15 protein-coding genes are annotated in these 20,532 nt (G+C 33.7%); 7 read left to right on the forward strand and 8 right to left on the reverse strand.

Annotation, left to right across the window (positions count from 1 at the left end; all coding sequences use genetic code 11):
* The 3 genes from lpxK (at nt 1) to M2265_RS15875 (ending at nt 2,143) form a co-directional block, all read left to right on the forward strand.
* On the forward strand, nt 1–1,056 hold the full coding sequence (gene lpxK / locus M2265_RS15865; RefSeq protein WP_132771745.1) for a tetraacyldisaccharide 4'-kinase: 1,056 nt from the start codon (nt 1–3) through the stop codon (nt 1,054–1,056).
* Between the two features lie 95 nt (nt 1,057–1,151).
* The gene (locus tag M2265_RS15870) at nt 1,152–1,538 is read left to right on the forward strand and encodes a hypothetical protein (RefSeq protein WP_132771746.1); all 387 of its coding nucleotides are present in this window, start codon (nt 1,152–1,154) and stop codon (nt 1,536–1,538) included.
* Nucleotides 1,539–1,735: 197 nt separating this feature from the next.
* A complete protein-coding gene (locus M2265_RS15875; protein WP_021191448.1) occupies nt 1,736–2,143 on the forward strand; it encodes a hypothetical protein in 408 nt (135 codons plus the stop codon).
* Nucleotides 2,144–2,240: 97 nt separating this feature from the next.
* Here M2265_RS15875 and dnaA read toward each other — a convergent pair whose 3' ends face one another.
* Together dnaA and dxs are read right to left on the reverse strand one after the other, a co-directional pair.
* Nucleotides 2,241–3,665 carry a chromosomal replication initiator protein DnaA gene (gene dnaA, locus M2265_RS15880; RefSeq protein ID WP_132771747.1) on the reverse strand — a complete coding sequence of 475 codons (1,425 nt, stop codon included), beginning with the start codon at nt 3,663–3,665 and terminating at the stop codon, nt 2,241–2,243.
* A 413-nt stretch (nt 3,666–4,078) separates the two neighbouring features.
* Nucleotides 4,079–6,007 (reverse strand): 1-deoxy-D-xylulose-5-phosphate synthase, encoded by a 1,929-nt coding sequence (gene dxs, locus M2265_RS15885; protein WP_132771748.1) that lies wholly within the window; start codon nt 6,005–6,007, stop codon nt 4,079–4,081.
* Nucleotides 6,008–6,140: 133 nt separating this feature from the next.
* On the opposite strand from dxs, the gene M2265_RS15890 reads away from it, so the two are divergent.
* A complete protein-coding gene (locus M2265_RS15890; RefSeq protein ID WP_317126558.1) occupies nt 6,141–6,965 on the forward strand; it encodes a segregation and condensation protein A in 825 nt (274 codons plus the stop codon).
* 55 nt (nt 6,966–7,020) lie between these two features.
* On the opposite strand, the gene thiL is transcribed toward M2265_RS15890, so the two are convergent.
* Both thiL and nadA read right to left on the reverse strand, forming a co-directional pair.
* Nucleotides 7,021–8,067 carry a thiamine-phosphate kinase gene (thiL, locus tag M2265_RS15895; protein WP_021189297.1) on the reverse strand — a complete coding sequence of 349 codons (1,047 nt, stop codon included), beginning with the start codon at nt 8,065–8,067 and terminating at the stop codon, nt 7,021–7,023.
* Between the two features lie 20 nt (nt 8,068–8,087).
* Nucleotides 8,088–9,083: a quinolinate synthase NadA gene (gene nadA, locus M2265_RS15900; protein ID WP_132771749.1), complete on the reverse strand. Its 996-nt coding sequence runs from the start codon at nt 9,081–9,083 to the stop codon at nt 8,088–8,090.
* 2,006 nt (nt 9,084–11,089) lie between these two features.
* Here nadA and nadB point away from each other — a divergent pair.
* Together nadB and M2265_RS15910 are read left to right on the forward strand one after the other, a co-directional pair.
* Nucleotides 11,090–12,682 (forward strand): L-aspartate oxidase, encoded by a 1,593-nt coding sequence (nadB, locus tag M2265_RS15905; protein WP_132771750.1) that lies wholly within the window; start codon nt 11,090–11,092, stop codon nt 12,680–12,682.
* Between the two features lie 7 nt (nt 12,683–12,689).
* Nucleotides 12,690–13,199 (forward strand): gamma carbonic anhydrase family protein, encoded by a 510-nt coding sequence (locus M2265_RS15910; RefSeq protein WP_132771751.1) that lies wholly within the window; start codon nt 12,690–12,692, stop codon nt 13,197–13,199.
* On the opposite strand, the gene M2265_RS15915 is transcribed toward M2265_RS15910, so the two are convergent.
* The 4 genes from M2265_RS15915 to apaG form a co-directional block, all read right to left on the reverse strand.
* The gene (locus M2265_RS15915; RefSeq protein WP_232789371.1) at nt 13,196–14,770 is read right to left on the reverse strand and encodes an Ig-like domain-containing domain; all 1,575 of its coding nucleotides are present in this window, start codon (nt 14,768–14,770) and stop codon (nt 13,196–13,198) included. The genes M2265_RS15910 and M2265_RS15915 overlap by 4 nt on opposite strands.
* Before the next feature lie 186 nt (nt 14,771–14,956).
* Nucleotides 14,957–16,816 carry a tRNA uridine-5-carboxymethylaminomethyl(34) synthesis enzyme MnmG gene (gene mnmG, locus M2265_RS15920; protein WP_132771753.1) on the reverse strand — a complete coding sequence of 620 codons (1,860 nt, stop codon included), beginning with the start codon at nt 16,814–16,816 and terminating at the stop codon, nt 14,957–14,959.
* 99 nt (nt 16,817–16,915) lie between these two features.
* Nucleotides 16,916–18,775 carry an ABC-F family ATP-binding cassette domain-containing protein gene (locus M2265_RS15925; RefSeq protein WP_132771754.1) on the reverse strand — a complete coding sequence of 620 codons (1,860 nt, stop codon included), beginning with the start codon at nt 18,773–18,775 and terminating at the stop codon, nt 16,916–16,918.
* Nucleotides 18,776–19,241: 466 nt separating this feature from the next.
* On the reverse strand, nt 19,242–19,628 hold the full coding sequence (gene apaG / locus M2265_RS15930; protein ID WP_021189293.1) for a Co2+/Mg2+ efflux protein ApaG: 387 nt from the start codon (nt 19,626–19,628) through the stop codon (nt 19,242–19,244).
* Nucleotides 19,629–19,754: 126 nt separating this feature from the next.
* Between apaG and M2265_RS15935 the strand changes: the two genes are divergently transcribed.
* Nucleotides 19,755–20,462 (forward strand): SAM-dependent methyltransferase, encoded by a 708-nt coding sequence (locus M2265_RS15935; protein WP_132771755.1) that lies wholly within the window; start codon nt 19,755–19,757, stop codon nt 20,460–20,462.
* Nucleotides 20,463–20,532: the final 70 nt, after the last annotated feature.

Here is a 20,532-nt window from a genome sequence, read left to right on the forward strand (position 1 = left end):
ATGAATTCTCTTCGATTACTATTATTCCCTTTTGCAATACTATACGGATTTATCATCTGGATGAGAAATCTATTATTTGACCTCCAGATACTAAAATCTAAAACTTATTCCATACCGACTATCGTTGTTGGCAACCTTGCCATTGGAGGTACAGGAAAGAGTCCTATGACGGAGTTTATTATTAAAATCCTTAAAGATAAAAGATGTATCGCTACCTTGAGTCGGGGATATGGACGTAAAACCAAAGGTTTTAAATATGTTAACGTCTCTTCAACTGCTGATGAAGTAGGTGACGAACCTTTACAATTCAAAAATAAATTTTCAGATATTACAGTTGCTGTTTGTGAAGACAGATGCTTAGGGGTTGAAAAATTAATGGATAATCATGATGTTATTATTCTAGATGATGCTTTTCAGCACCGTAAGCTAAAACCTACATTTTCAATACTCTTATTCGACTATCATTCTTGCCTCAATCCCATGTTTGTACTTCCCATGGGTAATTTTAGAGATCTTCCGGGAGAATCTAAACGCGCAGATATGATTATGGTTACAAAAACTCCTGCTTCAGTTACGTTTCAAGAGAAAGCAATTATTAAAAGAAAACTAGAACGTAAAAGTGGTCTTTCAAATATTTTTTTCACTTCCATACACTACGGTGAGCTAGTATATCTGAATACAAATAGGATTGAAATGAACGCCAATACGACAGTATTATTACTTACAGGTATAGCGAACCCAAAACCTTTATTAGATTTCCTTACAGGGCTTGTAAAAGGTATAGAGCATCTTGGTTTCTCTGATCACCATGCCTATACATCAAATGATATATTGACAGTCAAACAGAAGTTTAATCAGATCAAAAATCCTTGTAAATTAATTATAACTACAGAAAAGGATGCACAAAGAATCCTTACTCCTGAATACTTAGCTTTAGTAGAGAGCTTACCTATAGCTTACATTCCCATCGAAATAGCATTTGAAGATCAGGAATATCGAAATATTATTGAACAACAACTTCTATCTATCTGTGACAGAAGTGTTAATGAATCTTAAATTTTCACAACACTTAAACTTTACTAAATATCATTTGTCTTCTTATTGGCGACTAAACTAGTTGACATAAAAAATAAGTAAACTAATAAAATGATATGAAAAATTTAAAATCAAGTTTAATGGGAGCTTTTATGTTATTGGCTGTAACAGCTATGGCACAAGAAAGACAACGTAATGGTGGTCAGCAGCGATCTCCTGAAGACCAAGCTAAAAATATGGTAGAAAGATTAGATAAGCAATTAAAATTATCACAAAGTCAAAAAGATTCAATCTATGTATATAGCTTGGAACTATCCAAAAAGCAACAAGATATTTTTAAGAATACAGATGACCGTAAAGCAGCTTTCGAAAAATTGCAACCTCTTCGTTCTTCAACCGACGTGAAAATCAAATCATTTTTAAATGCTGAACAAAGTAAATCTTACGACGCATTACAAAAAGAAATGCTAGAACGTAGGCAACAAAGACAAAAATCAAACTAATTTGATTATAATTATTGACAAAAGGTTCAACTTCACGGTTGAACCTTTTTTTTATTAAAAACTGATTTTCAATAACTTAAAACGTTAATTTTGTTAAAACTTTGTTAAAGTAACAGATTTGATACAATAAAAAGCAGTAGTTTTTAGTTTTAGTAGTAGAATTTAAGAATTGAATATTTACACTAAAAATAACAGTCATGAAAAAATTATTTTTAACAGGGATCGGGTTTTTATTAGCACTCAGTTTAACATTTGCCCAACAAGCTAGTCCAGAAGAAACAGCTACTCAGGTAACGACGGAATTAACGCAAAAATTAAGTTTGACAGACGAGCAGAAAACTGCCGCTTATACAATTACGCTAGATCAGGCAAAAGCTGAGGCTGCTTTACTGCAGGATACTACGGCTACTAAAGAAGTATTAACAGAACAATTTACTAAATTACAAGCTGATGCAGATGCAAAGGTTGATGCATTACTAACAGAGGATCAAAAAGAATTATTCAAAAAAGTGGTGGCAGAAAGACCTGCTAAAGTTATTCCAGAAGTAGCACCTAAGCCGGTCAAGGAAGAGCAAAAAGAAAATACAGAAGAAACAACACAATAGTATAAGAGCTTGTTCATAAACGTTATCCAATTTGGATAAAAAAAGGGATTCTAATTAGAATCCCTTTTTTGTCTTATATCTTTATGTATGGATGATATTAAGCTTTTAGCTTTTTCATAATATCATTTACATACGTTTTAAACTTCTTATCTGTCTCAATTAGATCTTCTACTGTCTGACAAGCATAAATTACCGTAGAGTGGTCGCGACCACCGAAGAATGAACCAATTGTTTTCAATGACGATTTTGTATGGTTCTTAGCGAGATACATTGAAATCTGTCTGGCTTGCACGATTTCTCTTTTACGAACTTTAGATTTAACCATTTCTACTGGAACTTCAAAATACTCACAAACGAGCTTTTGAATAAATTCCATTGAAATTTCCTTATGCGTGTTTTTAACAAAGTTCTTAAGCATTGATTTAGCTAGATTTAAATCAATCTCTTTTTTATTTAATGTTGACTGCGCTAATAAAGAAACCATAGCTCCTTCTAGTTCACGAACACTGTTGTCAATTTGATTTGCAACATATTCTACAACATTTTCTGGTAATTCAATTCCATCAGAATACATTTTCTTTTTCAAAATAGCCATTCTTGTTTCCAAATCTGGAATTTGAATATCTGCAGAAAGACCCCATTTGAAACGGCTTAATAAACGTTCTTCTAATCCTGCTAAATCTTTAGGAGCTTTATCAGATGTTAAGATTACTTGTTTTCCAGACTGATGCAAATGATTGAAAATATGGAAAAATATATCTTGTGTTTTCTCTTTACCAGCGAAGTTATGTACATCATCCATGATGATCACATCCATTGCCTGATAAAAATTCACAAAATCATTAATGGTATTATTTTTAAGTGAATCTACGAATTGTTGGCAAAATTTCTCACAAGAAACATAGATCACCAACTTATCTGGTAGATTTCTTTTGATTTCATTACCGATAGCTTGTGCTAAGTGAGTCTTTCCTAGTCCTACAGCTCCATAAATCATCAATGGGTTGAATGAGGTACCTCCAGGTTTATTTGCCACAGCAAAGCCCGCAGATCTCGCCAAACGGTTACACTCGCCTTCAATAAAATTATCAAAGGTGTAATTTTGATTTAATTGAGGATCAACCTGTAGTTTCTTTAATCCTGGTATTACAAATGGATTCTTGATATCTTTATTTAAAGATACAGGAACAGGTATAGATTGTTTCTTACCTTCTGCACCATTGCCATTGGAAGGGATATTTGTTGTATAAGGAATTGAAGCTGATGACTTCTCAACCACGATATTGTATTCCAACCTACCAAGCTCACCTAAAAACTTTTTAACAGTCTTACGAAGGATACCAACATAGTGCTCCTCCAACCATTCGTAAAAAAATAAACTAGGTACTTGAATAGTCAAAACGTCACCCTCCAAACGTACTGCTTTCACAGGCTCAAACCAGGTTTTAAAACTTTGCGCTGGTATATTGTCTTTGATGATTGCAAGACAATTATTCCAAACACTTGTACTCGTTTTTTCCATTCTAAAATTCTTAATAAGTTGATTTCCAATAAGCGACCAAAAAAATGTTGATAACTTTCTCTTAAGACGAAGATGACAAAAAAAAATCAGCTAAAAAACTAAAATTTAAAATTAATTTAAATTCATTATTAATCAACTAGTTACATTAAAAAAATCGCTTTTTTTTGCAACTAATTTTAGCCTTATTTTTTTTTATTAACATTCCAAATTTTTTGTTATTTTTTTTAAAAAAAAGTAGTTTTTGGTCTATAATTCATGCAATATTCCATCCGTATAACGTTGCAAAATAATGATCGAATCTAGTAAACTATAAAAAAGGGAACTGCTGCCGGATGAATCTTTATAAAGTTAAACAAAAAAAGAGGAATCATGATGATATGATTCCTCTTTTTTATTTTTTTTACCAAACGAATTTAGCTAACCATCGTATCCGTTTTTATACCTTTTACTAATTTTCGACATTCGGCCATTATAGCGGCACTGTCGTAGTATGCTATATTCCATTGATCTTTTTGTTCGGCATGCTCGATGATAGCATCAGGGATACCTAATCTTACAACTTTACGACTGTATTGATGATCGGCCATAAATTCTAGAACAGCAGACCCAATTCCACCCTGCAAACAGCCATCTTCAACGGTAATGATATTTTCAAATTTTTGAAAAACTTTATGTAACAATTCTTCATCCAAAGGTTTAGCAAATCTTAAATCATAGTGAGCCGGATATATTCCTTCTTCAGCTAATTGCAAAATTGCTTTACTGGCTTCGTTACCGATTGCTCCAAAAGTTAAAATGGCAACAGCTTCTCCATCCTGAATTAATCTGCCTTTTCCAATTTCAATTTCTTTAAACGGTTTTTTCCAATCGACCATCACGCCGTTACCTCTTGGATAGCGAATTACAAAAGGACCTTTATTTTCTAATTGAGCAGTATACATCAAATTGCGTAACTCCTCTTCATTCATTGGAGCGGAAACCGTCATATTTGGTATACAGCGCATAAAAGCAATATCGTAAGCACCGTGATGTGTTGGACCATCCGCTCCTACTACACCGGCACGGTCCAGACAAAATACTACATTAAGATTCTGTAAGGCTACATCATGAATGACTTGGTCAAACGCACGCTGCATGAATGAGGAATAAATATTACAGAAAGGCATTAGCCCTTGAGTTGCTAGACCCGCACTGAATGTAACAGCATGTTGTTCTGCTATTCCTACATCAAATGATCGTTCTGGAAAAGCTTTCATCATAATATTCATCGATGATCCAGAAGGCATAGCAGGTGTAATACCCACTATTTTATCATTCTTCTCCGCAAGTTCTACCAATGTATTTCCAAAGACATCTTGATATTTCGGTGCTGTCGGTTTATCATTGACAGATTTTTTTATCTCGCCTGTTATTTTATCAAATAAACCTGGGGCATGCCATTTGGTTTGATCTTTTTCTGCTAATGCATATCCCTTACCTTTAACAGTTACGCAATGTAACAACTTTGGCCCCGGGATATGGCGCAAATCTTCAAGTGTCTTTGCTAATTTTTTGACATCATGTCCATCAACAGGTCCAAAGTATCTGAAATTTAAAGATTCAAATAAATTAGCATTCTTGAGCAATGTCCCTTTTATGCTTTTTTCCAGCTTTTTAACAGCTCCTAAAGCATTCGGTCCCATCTCTGATATCTTGGATAAGACAGATGCAATATCGTCTCTGAAACGATTATATCGTTTTGAAGTTGTGATACTGGTTAAATACTCTTTTAATGCTCCTACATTAGGATCAATGGACATACAGTTATCATTGAGAATAACCAAAAGATTTGATTTCTCTATACCTGCATGATTCAAAGCTTCAAATGCCATACCTCCTGTCATAGCACCATCGCCAATAATCGCAATATGCTGACGATCTTTTTCTCCTTTGATCTGAGAAGCAACCGCCATACCTAATGCGGCAGAGATTGATGTTGACGAATGTCCTACTCCAAAAGCATCATAAATGGACTCTCCTCGTTTTGGAAAACCGGAAATACCATCGACAATTCTATTCGTATGAAAAGAATCTCTACGTCCTGTTAATATCTTATGCCCATAGGCCTGATGACCTACATCCCATATTAATTGATCATAGGGAGTATTCATGACATAATGTAATGCCACAGTCAATTCAACTACTCCCAAACTAGCTGCAAAGTGACCACCATTAACCGAAACTAAATCAATGATATATTGACGTAATTCCTGGCTCACTTGTTCCAGTTGGTCATCCTTGAGTTTTTTCAGATCAGAGGGATCATTGATTTTACTTAATAATTCTCCAGCATCAAACTGCATAGTATTGCTAATTACTTTAAAATATTGATACAAAATAACAACTAATTTATCACAACTTTCGTATTTATCATACTTTTTGTATTAGAAAATGAACAGTTGCAGAAGCTTTTAGTTTTAATAGTTTGAAATAAAAATGTTTGTATTATTATGTAAATTTGCTCTTGATATGCAAGTAGAAGAAGGATACGAAATAAAGTTACCCCAGTTTGAAGGCCCATTTGACCTTCTCTTATTTTTTATTGAAAGGGATGAATTAAATATTCATGAGATACCAATCTCAAAAATAACCGACGATTTCCTGTCATATGTCAACAAATTACAGGCTTTAGACATGGAGATGGCCAGTGAATTTATTTTTGTGGCTTCGACCCTGATGCGTATAAAAGCTAAGATGCTCCTCCCACGCCCGGAATTGGATGATGATGAAAATGAAATCGATCCTAAAGAAGATTTAATTCAAAAATTAATATTATACAAGCAGTTTAAGGATACCTGTGAGGATTTAAAATTATTGGAAAATGAGCGGCTTAAACTTTATAAACGGGGTAATATCAATTACGATATTAAACTTGCTAGGCCGGAGTCAAATACAGGCGAAGAATTAAACAGTTTTGATCTGTATAAATTGATGATGGTATACGAACGTGTCATGTTTCAATATGCTAATAGACCTGCGGAAGTAAAACATACTGTTATAAAACATCCTTATAGTATAGATCAACAAAAAAAGGCAATAGCAGATTTGATAGAAATAAATAGGCAACTCGATTTTCAATATATTCTAAAAAACTCTGAAAATAAGGTACAGTTCGTTTACAATTTCCTCGCGATCCTTGAAATGCTTCAACAAAAATTATTGCAAATAGAAATAGGTTTCGGCTATAACGAATTCAGTATCCGAAAAAGACGTGAAGATGAATTCGATCACATCGATATTGAAGAAGAATTAGCATTATAAATAGAAGAGGCGATAATCTGGATTATCGCCTCTTCTATTTATAGTAACAATACCCTTAGTCTTTAAATGCATTCCAACCTTGCGCCGTTATTGGATAGACCTTTCCAGATTTAGAAATCATTTGACATCCTTCACTTGCTTGTGTAATATGCCCAATAACAGTAATATCCATCGATCCTTTTATTTTATCATAATCAGCTTGTGGAATCGTGAACAATAATTCATAATCTTCTCCTCCATTCAACGCACAAACGGTTGGATCTATTCCAAATTCACGAGCTGTCTCATAAGTCATCGAATCCAGCGGTATTTTATCTTCGTAAAGTTTACAACCTTTATCAGATGCCTCACAAATATGTATAATCTCTGATGCCAATCCATCTGATACATCAATCATTGCATTCGGCTTAATACCGATTTTTGCTAATAATTCAACAATATCTCTTCTAGCCTCTGGTTTTAGCTGGCGCTCTACGATATAATCCTTACCTTCTAGATCTGGTTGTATATTCGGGTTCTCCAAGAAGATATTTTTCTCACGCTCTAGTAATTGTAGCCCAACATAAGCAGCGCCCAAATCGCCTGAAACACATAACAAGTCGCCTTCCTGTGCACCTGATCGATAGGCAATCTGATCTTCATCAGCAAAACCGATACTCGTTACCGAAATAACCAATCCTTGAACTGAAGCTGACGTATCCCCGCCAATAAGATCCACATTATACTTTTTACAAGCAATCAGTGCTCCTTGATAGATTTCTTCAACTGCTTCTAATGGAAATTTTGAGGATAACCCGATTGAGAATGTAATTTGCGATGCTGTTCCATTCATCGCATAGATATCACTCAAATTCACCTGTACAGCTTTATAGCCTAAATGTTTCAAAGGAACATAACGCAGATCAAAGTGGATACCCTCCAACAGAAGATCTGTTGAAATTAAAGTTTTCTTATTTGAAAAATCTAAAACAGCGGCATCGTCCCCGATACCTTTAAGGGTACTGGGTTCATTAATCTCGACAGCCTTCGTTAAATATGAAATTAAACCAAATTCACCCAACTCTCCTAAATTTGTTCTTTCTGTATTATCAAATTCTAACATATCTGTCTTTGTTTTTTATTTTATAATCCTAATTGTGCGGATATTTCCAACATACGTTCAATAGGTCGTTGCGCACGGGCAATCACGGAATCATCTAGTGTTATTTCCGGACTTTCATACTTTAAGCAATTATAAAGCTTCTCCAACGTATTTAATTTCATATGTGGACAATCATTACACGCACAAGCATTATTTGGAGGCGCAGGAATGAAAGTTTTACCTGGACTAGCCTTTTGCATCTGATGGATAATTCCCGACTCTGTAGCGACTATATATGTGGTCGCAGGATCATTGATTGTAAACTTCAGCATTCCAGAGGTAGAACCTACATAATCTGCACTTGCTAAAATATGATCTTCACACTCCGGATGAGCAATGAATTTTGCATCGGGATGTTCAGCTCTTAAACGATCTATTTTATCCTGAGAAAAAATCTCATGCACCATACATGCACCATTCCATAAAACAAGATCTCTTCCTGTCTTCTTCTTTACATAAGCCCCAAGATTACGATCTGGTCCAAAAATGATCTTTTGATCTTTCGGTAGACTCTCCACAATCTCAACTGCATTACTAGAAGTACAGACAATATCAGATAGCGCTTTCAATTCTGCAGTACAGTTTACATACGTGATGACCAGATGATCGGGATACTGCTCCTTAAACTTAGCAAATAGATGAGGTGGACATGAATCCGACAATGAACAGCCTGCTTTAGCATCTGGAAGTAATACTTTTTTTGATGGTGAAAGTATCTTTGCTGTTTCAGCCATAAAGTGCACTCCAGCGAAAACAATCACATCAGCATCGGTCTTTGCTGCTTCCTGAGATAAACCTAAACTATCACCAATATAGTCAGCTATATCTTGTATTTCCGCTTCTTGATAGTAATGTGCTAAAATGACGGCGTTTTTCTCTTCCTTAAGACGTTTGATCTCTTGTATCAAATCTAAGCTAGGATCTATAGGAGCATCAATATAGCCCTTAGCTTCAATATCGTAATTTACTAAATCCATTAATTCTTCTTCTTAATTTGATTTACGTTACAAAATTAAGAATAGTTCTTCAATAAATCTTTCAAATAGAAAATGATGTTTATAATTCCAACCGTAACTAACTGATAGTTACAAATAGTATATTAATATTCAGCTAATTAACACACTTATCAACATTTCAATAAAGCGTATTTTTACTATGTGTTAATAACAGTTGAAATTAAGGCTAAAATTCTTGTGTAAATACTTGCAATAAAGCTAATTAACAGACTTATCAACATTTCTTAAAAGGTGAATTTTAAGACTACAAAAACCTATCTAAATAGCACTGTATAGCAATATGAGATTTAAATATTCAATATAGTTGTCCACATAAATATAAATATCGAATTGTAAAGGCCTCAAAATTCAAATTAAAGGCTCTTAGAATCGAATATTTGGAATTTCACTTCTAAAATTATCAAATATCGCAGTATTGATCACAATATAGAATGGTGAGAATATCAAAGAATTTTAATGAAATGCTATAAATTAAAAAATCAAAGATGATTTTAATGCAAATCAATAGGACAAAGCTAAACTATTTTGAAGCTATACAAATAAATTACAGCAAAATTTATTCATAAAGTTTTCAAATATTTAAATGTAAGGGACTTAATTTTTAATATAAACGCTTGAGAAAACCTATACATCAACAGAAAAATTTTAAAAAAACAAATATTGCAAGTAAAGCGCTTTTAAATACAAAAGATAACGTTCGAAAAAAAAAATTACTGAAAAGTGGAACCGGCTATGATCATCGGCTATTACGATCTGTAAGATGATGTAAAAATATTTGACTGCTAATTTTTTAAAAAAAATAAAGCGCCCATAGATAGAATTTTTTGAAAATAAAATTCTGATGAAGTAAATAAGAGATTCTCAAGGCGCCTAAAATCAAATTAAAGGCTTTGAAATTACAATATAGAATAATTCATTTTTTATAAAAAAGTATATTCAATTCTAAGCGAGCTTATTTATAAAATAAACCACTTTAAAAGCCCAAATTTTTACAAAATCCAAAAAATTTTATAAAAATTAAAAGCTAAACGACTTTAATCGTGATAACATTTTCAAAAAAAAATTGAAAAATTTATTTTTTCAATCTCAAATTTCAAAAATATGATTTTTGAGAAGATGGTATTTAAGATCTCTAGGAGAGATTTCAATTAAAAATTTTGAAAATGCTGTATACAAAATTACAAAAAAGACTGACCAAAGGGATCTCAGTGTAAAATGACCTAAAATTTTTCGTTTTAAATCTAGACCAATTTATAAAAAAGCAAATTTCAGGTATTTAAGATTCAATATTTAGAATAATAAAAAAATAAAATCAAAATATTGAAATCTAAAGCCACTAAAATAGCCGATTAAGCTGTTTAACAGTTCATTATTTAGATTTTTAAATTAAAAAATAAGATTTATCGCATTCTAAAGGGGTTTAAAAATATTTTCAAAAGAAATAAAGCCCTTGAGAATTGAATATTTGATTTCAGTTTCAATACCTAATCAATAATCAAATTCTCAAAGCCTCAAATTCAACTTGACAAAACTAAACAAAGAAAATCAAACGTATTCCACATTCTTTTTTTTTAATAAATAATAATCTTTTTTATATAAAAAGGTCTTATTGTTTATTAGTGTGTGGAAAATGGGGATAAAAGTGTGATTTTTTATTTTGATATGAAGATTTTATAAAGTTATTAACAATTTATTCACATTAATTTCATTTTAAAGGCCTGATTTTTAATTATCTGATTTTTCCTTGATTTTGTTTTCAATAAAAAAATGTGAATTTTTTTGATGTTAATTTATGTTGATAAACGAGTAGTTTTGTGCTAATAACTTTTAAGAATTTTGTGAGAAATAGGAGATATCAACAATAAAAAAAAAGTTATCATTTTTATTTAACTTTTTATTTACACGTTTTCCACATTTTTTGTTAATTTGAATAGTCAAAATGTGCTGGTCACATGTAATATGATTTTATGTCAGAAAAAAAGGTAGATTTCCTTGTAATTGGGTCTGGAATAGCGGGATTAAGCTTTGCTTTAAAAGCTGCTGATCATGGTAAAGTATTGATTGTCACAAAATCTAACGAAGATGAATCAAATACAAAATACGCACAAGGAGGAGTGGCCGCAGTTGTGGATAAGTCTGATAGCTTTGAGCAGCATATAATTGATACTCAGATTGCTGGGGATGGTTTATGTGATGTGAATATTGTGGAAAACGTAGTTCGGGAAGCTCCAGAACGTATTAACGAATTGATTTCATATGGAACTTCATTTGATAAATCGGACAGCGGATTTTATGATCTTGCGAAGGAGGGAGGTCATTCTGCCAATCGTATCTTGCATTATAAAGATATCACGGGGTATGAGATTGAAAGGTCTCTTTTGCAGAAAATACACGAGCATCCAAATATCGAAATGTTGACGCATTATTTCGCTATAGATTTAATAACACAGCACCATTTAGGTGAATTTGTCGATAAGCAAAGGAGCGATATTAAGTGTTTTGGCATCTATGCATTCAATACAAATACGCATCAGGTTGATAAGATTTTGAGCAAAACTACGGTGATGGCTTCTGGTGGTGCTGGCCATATATATGCAAGTACAACCAATCCAACTATTGCCACAGGTGACGGAATTGCCATGGTTTACCGTGCAAAAGGTAAGGTGCGAAATATGGAATTTATGCAATTTCATCCTACTGCTTTGTATAATCCGAGTGACTCACCAGCGTTTTTGGTTTCGGAAGCTGTGCGTGGTTTTGGCGGTATTCTAAGACGTATTAATGGGGATGATTTCATGGCTGAATACGATGAACGAGCTTCATTGGCACCTCGGGATATTGTGGCTCGAGCAATCGATGCCGAGATGAAAAAGTCAGGAATTGATTATGTTTATTTAGATATAACCCACCGTGAGAAGGAGGATATTATTAAACATTTTCCAAATATTTATCAGAAATGCTTGTCTATTGGACTCGACATGAGTAAGGATTTTATTCCTGTTACACCAGCTGCGCACTACTTATGTGGGGGTATCTATGTTGATGATTTTGGACGTAGCAGTATTCAAAATTTATATGCTTGTGGCGAATGTTCATCGACAGGTTTACATGGCGCAAATCGCCTAGCTTCCAACTCCCTGTTAGAAGCATTGGTATATGCGCATCGTATTTACCTGGATGCTACAAAAGTGATTTCTACAGCCGATTATGCAGTAGGAGTGCCAGAATGGGATGATTCAAAAGCAAAGCTTTCCAATGAAGATATTTTGGTTACACATAATCTGCGAGAGTGTCAAAAAGTGATGAGTGATTATGTTGGTATTGTACGTTCAGATTTTAGATTAGAACGAGCACTCAATCGATTGCATTTATTGTATGGGGAGACTGAAGACTTTTATAGGCATACTAAATTGTCAGTTAAACTATGTGAGCTTAGAAATGTGATACAGGTGGCTTTCATTGTGACAAAATCTGCTTTGTTAAGAAAAGAAAGTAGGGGACTGCATTTTACAACAGATTATCCGCAACATGCTGATACTTTAACAGATACTTTATTTTAGAACAATTATGGCCTTCATATTACCAGTAAAGGGTATTAGCCCTAAATTTAAAGATAACTGCTTTATAGCGCCTAATTGTACTATTGTAGGTGATGTTGAGCTGGGAGAGCATTGTTCAGTTTGGTTTAATGCTGTCGTAAGAGGAGATGTAAATTATATCCGTATCGGTAATTATACCAATATTCAGGATGGGGTTGTTATTCATTGTACGTATCAAAAGGCTGGTACAACGATCGGTAACTATGTGAACATCGGCCATCAGGCGATGGTACATGGTTGTGTTGTACATGATTATGTGCTGATAGGTATGGGGGCCATTGTTATGGATAATGCTGTGCTAGAAAGCCATGTTATTATTGCAGCAGGAGCTGTTGTTTTGGAAAATACAGTATGTGAATCGGGGTATTTATATGCTGGAGTGCCGGCTAAAAAAATAAAAGCGATAACTGATGAACAAAAGTTATTGTTACAGCAGTTACCGCATAATTATGTGCTTTATAGTTCCTGGTTTGATTAATTCAAGTCGTTCAGTTCCTGTAAACTGAACGATTCATTTTGCTCCCAGTTAGCACGTATTGTAAAGGTTTTGTTTAAATATACTAGGGGTTCTGGTTGCGTTGATTTATAAACTTCTCCAGGATCCCAAATGCCATTCTTGTTATCGTCGCGTATTATTCTGATGGAATATTTACCACCGGGGAACTCTTTATAAGCTACTTTCCCGATTGAATTATTGAGAATATCTCTTCGGAATACTTTTTCTTTTTTCTCATCAATAAGTTCTACGATGTACTGTCTTGCACTGTCAATGGCAGTAAAAGTAAACGTTATATCGCCGTAATTATCACTATCATCATAAGCGAGTGTCAGCTTTTTCTCTTTATTTTTTTCACCGAAATAGCCTTGCATTGCGCCTTCTTCAAGAATAATTTCATAGTTTTTTTGCTTTCTCCAATTGTATCTTAAGTGATAAAGATTGGCAACATTAGTATCCAATTGGAGTTGAAAATTTGTTTTAGCAATGCTATCTTCTATCAATTTTACTTTGCTTTTATCTATTAATTTTATAGGTGTTAAAGATGATATTGTTAGATGTTTTACGCGGTCAACTTTACCTGTAGATGGAGAAGTTGTTGGAACAATTGATCTATCTAATTTCAGATTCGATTTCTTTACCAATATGGTATCAAGTACTGTATTGTTTTCTGATAAGACAAATTTTAAAGAATCTCTTTCCAGGTTATTAATAAAAATTAACGCTGAATCCTGTGCTTCCGAGTACTTAACAATTTTTGATTTATCATTTTCATCATCATTTAGTAGCACTAAGTTTGGCTTTTTAATACCCCTATTGAAAACTAAATGTATTCGTCCTGTGTTTTCAATTTTCTTGTCAACTACTCTAAATTTAAGTGGTGTACCTTTTGATATTTGAAGATTAATATTCGTTAGGTCTTTGTCCAATACAATGGAGTCTTTTAAGAAACCGATTAGTTCATCTGCGCCGTTATAGATACGGTCATTATTTGTTTCCTTTAGTGCATAAATGCGATAGGTATTAGCTCTTAGATTACTTATTTTAAAATTGCCAATTGTATCTGTTTGCGCAAAAATATTGGCTTTCTTTTTGCCAAATATAGAATCCTGACTGACTGGAATTAGTAATACCCGGACTTCCTTTTCTTTCTCCTTTGTCAAAGCGTTGGTTACATTTCCTGATATTGATAATGAATCAATCTGATCTCCTGTTGCAAATACATAACTGTAATTGATGATTGGATTACTCGCATTATAATCAACGAGACCCTTTCCAAAATTGATGGTATAGGTTGTATTCTGTTCTAAAGAATCTGGTAAGGTAATTTCGAGTACTTTCTTTTTAATTTTAAATTGTGGTGGCTTATCCATATCAGGAGAAACACTGATTTCCTTTTGCTGATTATTGAGTTTAATATACTCATCTAATGTGATGCTAATTTTTTTCTCTTTGAAATTTTTTGAGAAATTCTTAGGAAACTCATTGAGTACAACCGGTGCAATTGAATCTTTCGGTCCACCTGTTGGCTGCTTTATGCTTGCACATTGCACAGTTAATAAAATCAGAGAAGAAAACAAGCTTAAAAGCACTAACCTTGTGATTAGTGTGCTTTTAATGCTTTTTAAGCTTGTTTTATTTTTTTTTGAATGTTGACTCATAAATGAAATAATAATACTTTATATCGCTTTATTTTGCATTGATAATATTTATTATACAAGTAACTGTAAATCAGATTATTATGACATATGTACCATTAAAACACTGATATCGGATGGTGATACACCTGATATTCTGGATGCCTGGCCCAATGTTCTTGGTTTTACCTGAGCTAGTTTTTGTCTTGCTTCTATCGACAACGAAACTAAGGAAGAATAATCAAAATCTGGATTGATTTCTCTATCTTCCATTTTTTTCATTCTGTTTACGATTTCCATTTCTTTCTCGAAGTAGCTTTCATATTTGACTTTGATTTCCGCCTGCTCTATTGTCTCTTTGTCAAACTGGTTTAAATAGGATCCAAAATCTGAATCACCTTTCGCGAGGTCATAGATATTGATTTGTGGTCTTCCTAGTAAATTAACCAATTTTGTTTTTTGTGAAATCAAGCTTGATCCAACTTCGTCTAAGATAGGATTCATCTTATCTACTGTTGTTGAATTTTGTTTAAGATACTGAATAATATGATCTGAATTTTTAATTTTCTCATTTACTTTATTCAGTCGCTCATCTCCTACTAATCCTAATTTATGGGCAATCGGTGTTAATCTGATATCTGCATTATCTTGTCTTAGCAGTAAGCGGTGTTCTGCTCTGGAAGTAAACATGCGGTATGGCTCATCAGTTCCTTTTGTTACTAAGTCATCAATTAGTACGCCTATATAAGATTCAGATCTTTTTAAGATTAGTTCTTTATCATCATTAATGCGTTGATGTGCGTTGATACCTGCAATGAATCCTTGCGCTGCTGCTTCTTCATAACCTGTAGTACCATTAATCTGTCCTGCAAAAAAGAGATGCTTTACAATGAGTGTTTCCAAAGTTAGATCAAGTTGCATAGGTGGAAAGAAATCATATTCTATAGCATAACCTGGTCTGTACATTCTTGCATTTTCAAAACCTGGGATCAATTGTAAAGCTTTTTGTTGCACGTCTTCCGGTAAAGAAGTGGAGAAGCCATTAACATAAATTTCATTAGTAGTCCATCCTTCTGGTTCTACAAAAATCTGATGTCTTTCACGTTCTGCAAAGCGATTGATTTTGTCTTCTATCGAAGGACAGTAACGTGGGCCGAGACCTTTAATTCTACCTGTGAACATAGGCGATCTTTCAAAACCTGTTTTTAACATTTCATGTACCTTATCATTGGTATATGTGATCCAGCAACAGCGTTGCTCTGTCGGTAATGGAGTATCTGTATAAGAGAACCGACCTCGATTATCATCGCCCCATTGCTCTTCCATCAAGGCATAATTTAAGCTTCTTCCATCGATTCGCGGAGGTGTTCCGGTTTTCATTCTACCGGACTCGAAGCCTAGTGATACAAGTTGTTCTGTTAAACCTGTTGCTGCCTTCTCTCCTGTTCTCCCGCCACCGAATTTCTTTTCACCAATGTGAATGACACCATTTAGAAAAGTTCCATTTGTTAGGACTACTGCATCTGCTTCTATTTCTATTCCTAAAGAAGTGATGACACCGCAAGCTTTTCCATTTTTAACGATCACTTCTTTCACGGTATCTTGCCACATATCTAATGTTGGCAGAGCTTCCAGTTGTAATCTCCATTCTTCTGCGAATCGCATACGATCATTCTGCGTTCTGGGACTCCACATAGCAGGTCCTTTCGACAGATTAAGCATTCTAAATTGAATAGTTGATTTATCTGCGATGATACCCGTATATCCACCCATGGCATCAATCTCTCTTACGATTTGTCCTTTTGCTACTCCACCTATTGCTGGATTACAACTCATCTGTGCGATTACTCCCATATTCATTGTAATGAGAAGTACAGATGAACCTAGGTTTGCAGCTGCCGCCGCGGCTTCACAACCGGCATGTCCTGCACCAACTACGATAACGTTATATTTTTTAAACATCTTATTTTATTTCAAAGTTCCACGTGAAACGCTGGAATTGATTGTTTAGTTTTTATTATTTATTACAATACGTTTCACGTGAAACGTATTGTGTTGTTTTTACATCAGTTCTGCTAGACTCAACCATCTTTCAGATTTTACGTCTATACTATTTTGTATATCTTCTATTTCTTTTGCTATACTTGATAGTTGTACGTGGTCCCCCGTAGAATGAAGTGTATTGTTTTTTTCTACCAAGAGTTCTTCCAACTGCTGTATTTCTTTTTCCAGTTTATCGTACTCCAATTGCTCTTTATATGAAAGCTTTTTCTTTTCTTCCTTTACTTCTTCTTTCTTTTGAACAGGAATATCTTTTTTCTGTTTTTGTTCTTTTAGTAAGATATCCTGCTCTGTTTTATAATCGGCATAATTACCATTATAGATATCAATTTTTCCCTCTCCCTCAAATATGAATAATTGCTCTGTCAATTTATCTAGTAGATACCTATCGTGAGAAACTAATATAAGTACGCCATTATAGTTCATTAAGAAATCTTCTAGAACATTTAAGGTGTCAATATCAAGATCGTTTGATGGCTCATCGAGTATTAGGAAGTTCGGGTTTAACATCAGCACGCGCATTAGTTGTAAACGCTTACGCTCACCCCCACTCAACTTGCTTACAAAACCAAATTGTTTTTCAGGAGGAAACAAAAAGTGTGTCAATAATTGTGAAGCAGTGATCACTTCACCATTTGCCATCTTAATATATTCTGCTACATTTTTTACAACATCTAGAACTCGATCTCCTTCACTTACTTCTAAACCACCTTGTTTGTAATATCCATAAACGGTCGTTTCACCTACAGCAATACTACCACTAGTCGGTACTTCATTTTTGGTAATTAAATTTAGAAAAGTAGATTTACCTGTTCCATTCTTACCGGCTAATCCAATACGGTCACCTTTTTTGAAAACATAAGAGAAATCACTTATGATGACTTTATCTCCATAATTTTTAGAGACATGTTCCAATTCTAAAATTTTAGAGCCTTGTCTACTTATTTTAACACTTAACTGAACAGAGTCATTTGCTTTTTGAGCTTTGGATTTATCTTCAAGCTCATAGTAAGCATCTATTCTAGATTTTGATTTTGTACCACGTGCTTGCGGTTGTCTTCTCATCCATTCTAGTTCCCGACGTAATAGATTTCTACTTCTTTCTACCATTACTGCGTCGATCGCTTCGCGATCAGATTTTTTCTCGAGGAAGTATGAATAGTTTCCTTTATAAGTAAACAGCTTTCCCCTATCCAATTCTCTGATCTCTGTACAAATGTTATCTAAAAAATAACGATCATGGGTAACCAGTAATACAGTTTTATTTCCTGTTGTCAAAAGTTTTTCAAGCCATTCTATTGTTTCAATATCCAAATGGTTTGTAGGCTCATCTAGAATATAAACATCCGGTTCGTCTATTAAAAGTTTTGCTAGTGCTAGTCGCTTACGTTGTCCTCCCGAAAGACTCTTTATATCTTGATGAAAATCGACAATATTAAGTCTATTCAAAATAGTCTTAATATTATACTCATACTCCCAAGCATTGAGGGTTGTTATTTTTTCTGTCAGATCTTCTAATTTATTCTGATCAATTTCTGGCATAGCCAAAAGCTCTTCATAATCTCTAATTAATCGCTGTTCTTCGTTGTCAGTTGAATATATAAAATCGTTAATGGAGGTTAATCCATCATATTTAGGATCTTGATCTAAAAAACCAATCTTGATACCTTTTTCTTTAACAACTTTTCCGGAGGTAGGCTCTAATTTGCCACCTAATATGGAGAGAAGGGTTGATTTTCCTGTTCCGTTAATACCTACTAAGGCTACTCGATCCCCTTTTAGAAGTCCAAAATGTAAATCTTTAAAAAGCCATCTATCATGAAATGAATGACTTACTTGTTCAGTTGCTAATATACTCACGTTAATTTCCTAATTTTTCTTGTTCAATAAATTGCATAATTTACACATAAGAAAAACATAAACTACTGATTACTAGCTATTTGTGTTTTTCCTGTGTTTTTCAATACACCTCTATGTATTAAAAACTATGAATGTCTACCCTCTAGTATAAATAACTTTGATGGTAGTAAATTATATGCAAAAGTTAGCACATTGCTAACGTATTATTTTATTAAGAATAAAACGACAGTTGGTCATTTAATAGGAGATTTTAAATGTTGGTCCCTAGCAACAGTATGTCCAAGTTATTCAAGCAGATTTTATCACATGTAAAATCAATTGCGATGAATAAGGAAGATATATGAATTTGATTATTTAGAAAATAATTTCCGCTCACAAATGTATCACGCAAAAGTAAGTAATTTTCGCCTTTTATATGTAATCTTTGGAGAAGATCTGGATAAGATGAAATGCAGGTGATAATGATCTAGTTCAATACGTAATTTGCAATCAAGTTAAATCTAGGGATGTCAACTTTGAATGAAGAGGCGTCTATCAATTTGATCATATTAAAGTAACCTTCCATATAGCCCATCTCACTTTTTAAATTGCATCCTGATGTATATTGATGCATTTGACCTGGTTCAATAATGGGCTGTTCTCCGACCACACCGTCACCATATACTTCATTATGATCTCCGATTGAATCGAAAATATTCCAGTAGCGGCTCATGAGCTGAATACTTGAATCACTTAAGTTTTCTATACTTATTAGATAAGCAAACATAAAATGATCTCTTTCTGGATTAGAATATTCAGGTTGAAAAACGCATTCTACTGAAATTTTTATTCCTTCTGTTATTTGAGTTGTCATATATAGTTTTTTTGCTATGCAACTAAGTTACTAATAATGAGTTTAAATACTCAAAAAAATGATAAGGTTTTACATTATATTGAAAAATGCATCTGTTATGAAAGACAATTTAGTAGGTTTGTAAATATGCAAAAAGGTACACTATTTTTGATTCCGGTTCCTCTTAGCGAGGAAGCATCAGCAAAATCTTTCACTTCCTATTTAGTGGAGACAATAAATAGCTTGGATGAATATATTGTAGAGAATGAGAAGACAGCACGTAAGTTTCTTAAACAAGCTGGTCTTAAGATTCCTCAAAAGGATTTGATCATTTATGATTATGGTAAGCATGCAAGAGATAAAGGAAACATTAAAGATTTTTTCAAGGGCTTATTAGCAGGTAAAAATGTCGGTCTCATGTCCGAAGCTGGTTGCCCAGGTGTTGCTGACCCCGGTGCTGATATTGTGGGTGAAGCACATCGTCAAGGAATTAAGATTGTGCCATTAGTTGGGCCTAGTTCTATTTTATTAGCATTAATGGCTTCGGGTTTTAGTGGACAAAAATTTGCTTTCCAAGGATATCTACCTATTGATAAAACAGATCGTTCAAGACGTATAAAAGAATTGGAACTACAGGCATCAAAGGAAGATCAGACACAAATTTTTATAGAAACTCCTTTCAGAAATAATCAATTACTGGCCGAATTATTAAAAACATGTAAAGGACAAACTAAACTTTGTGTTGCATGTGATCTCACAGATGATGCTGAATTTATTAAAACATTGACTATTGATCAATGGAAAAAGAGAACCGATGATTTTCATAAAAGACCTGCTATATTTTTGCTTTACTAGTAATGGTCTCCCCTACCCTAGTGTGGTAAGTTCGCATACTGAAATTAAAAACCTCACTGAGGTGTTTTAA

Source organism: Sphingobacterium kitahiroshimense (assembly GCF_025961315.1).
Lineage (GTDB): Bacteria > Bacteroidota > Bacteroidia > Sphingobacteriales > Sphingobacteriaceae > Sphingobacterium > Sphingobacterium anhuiense.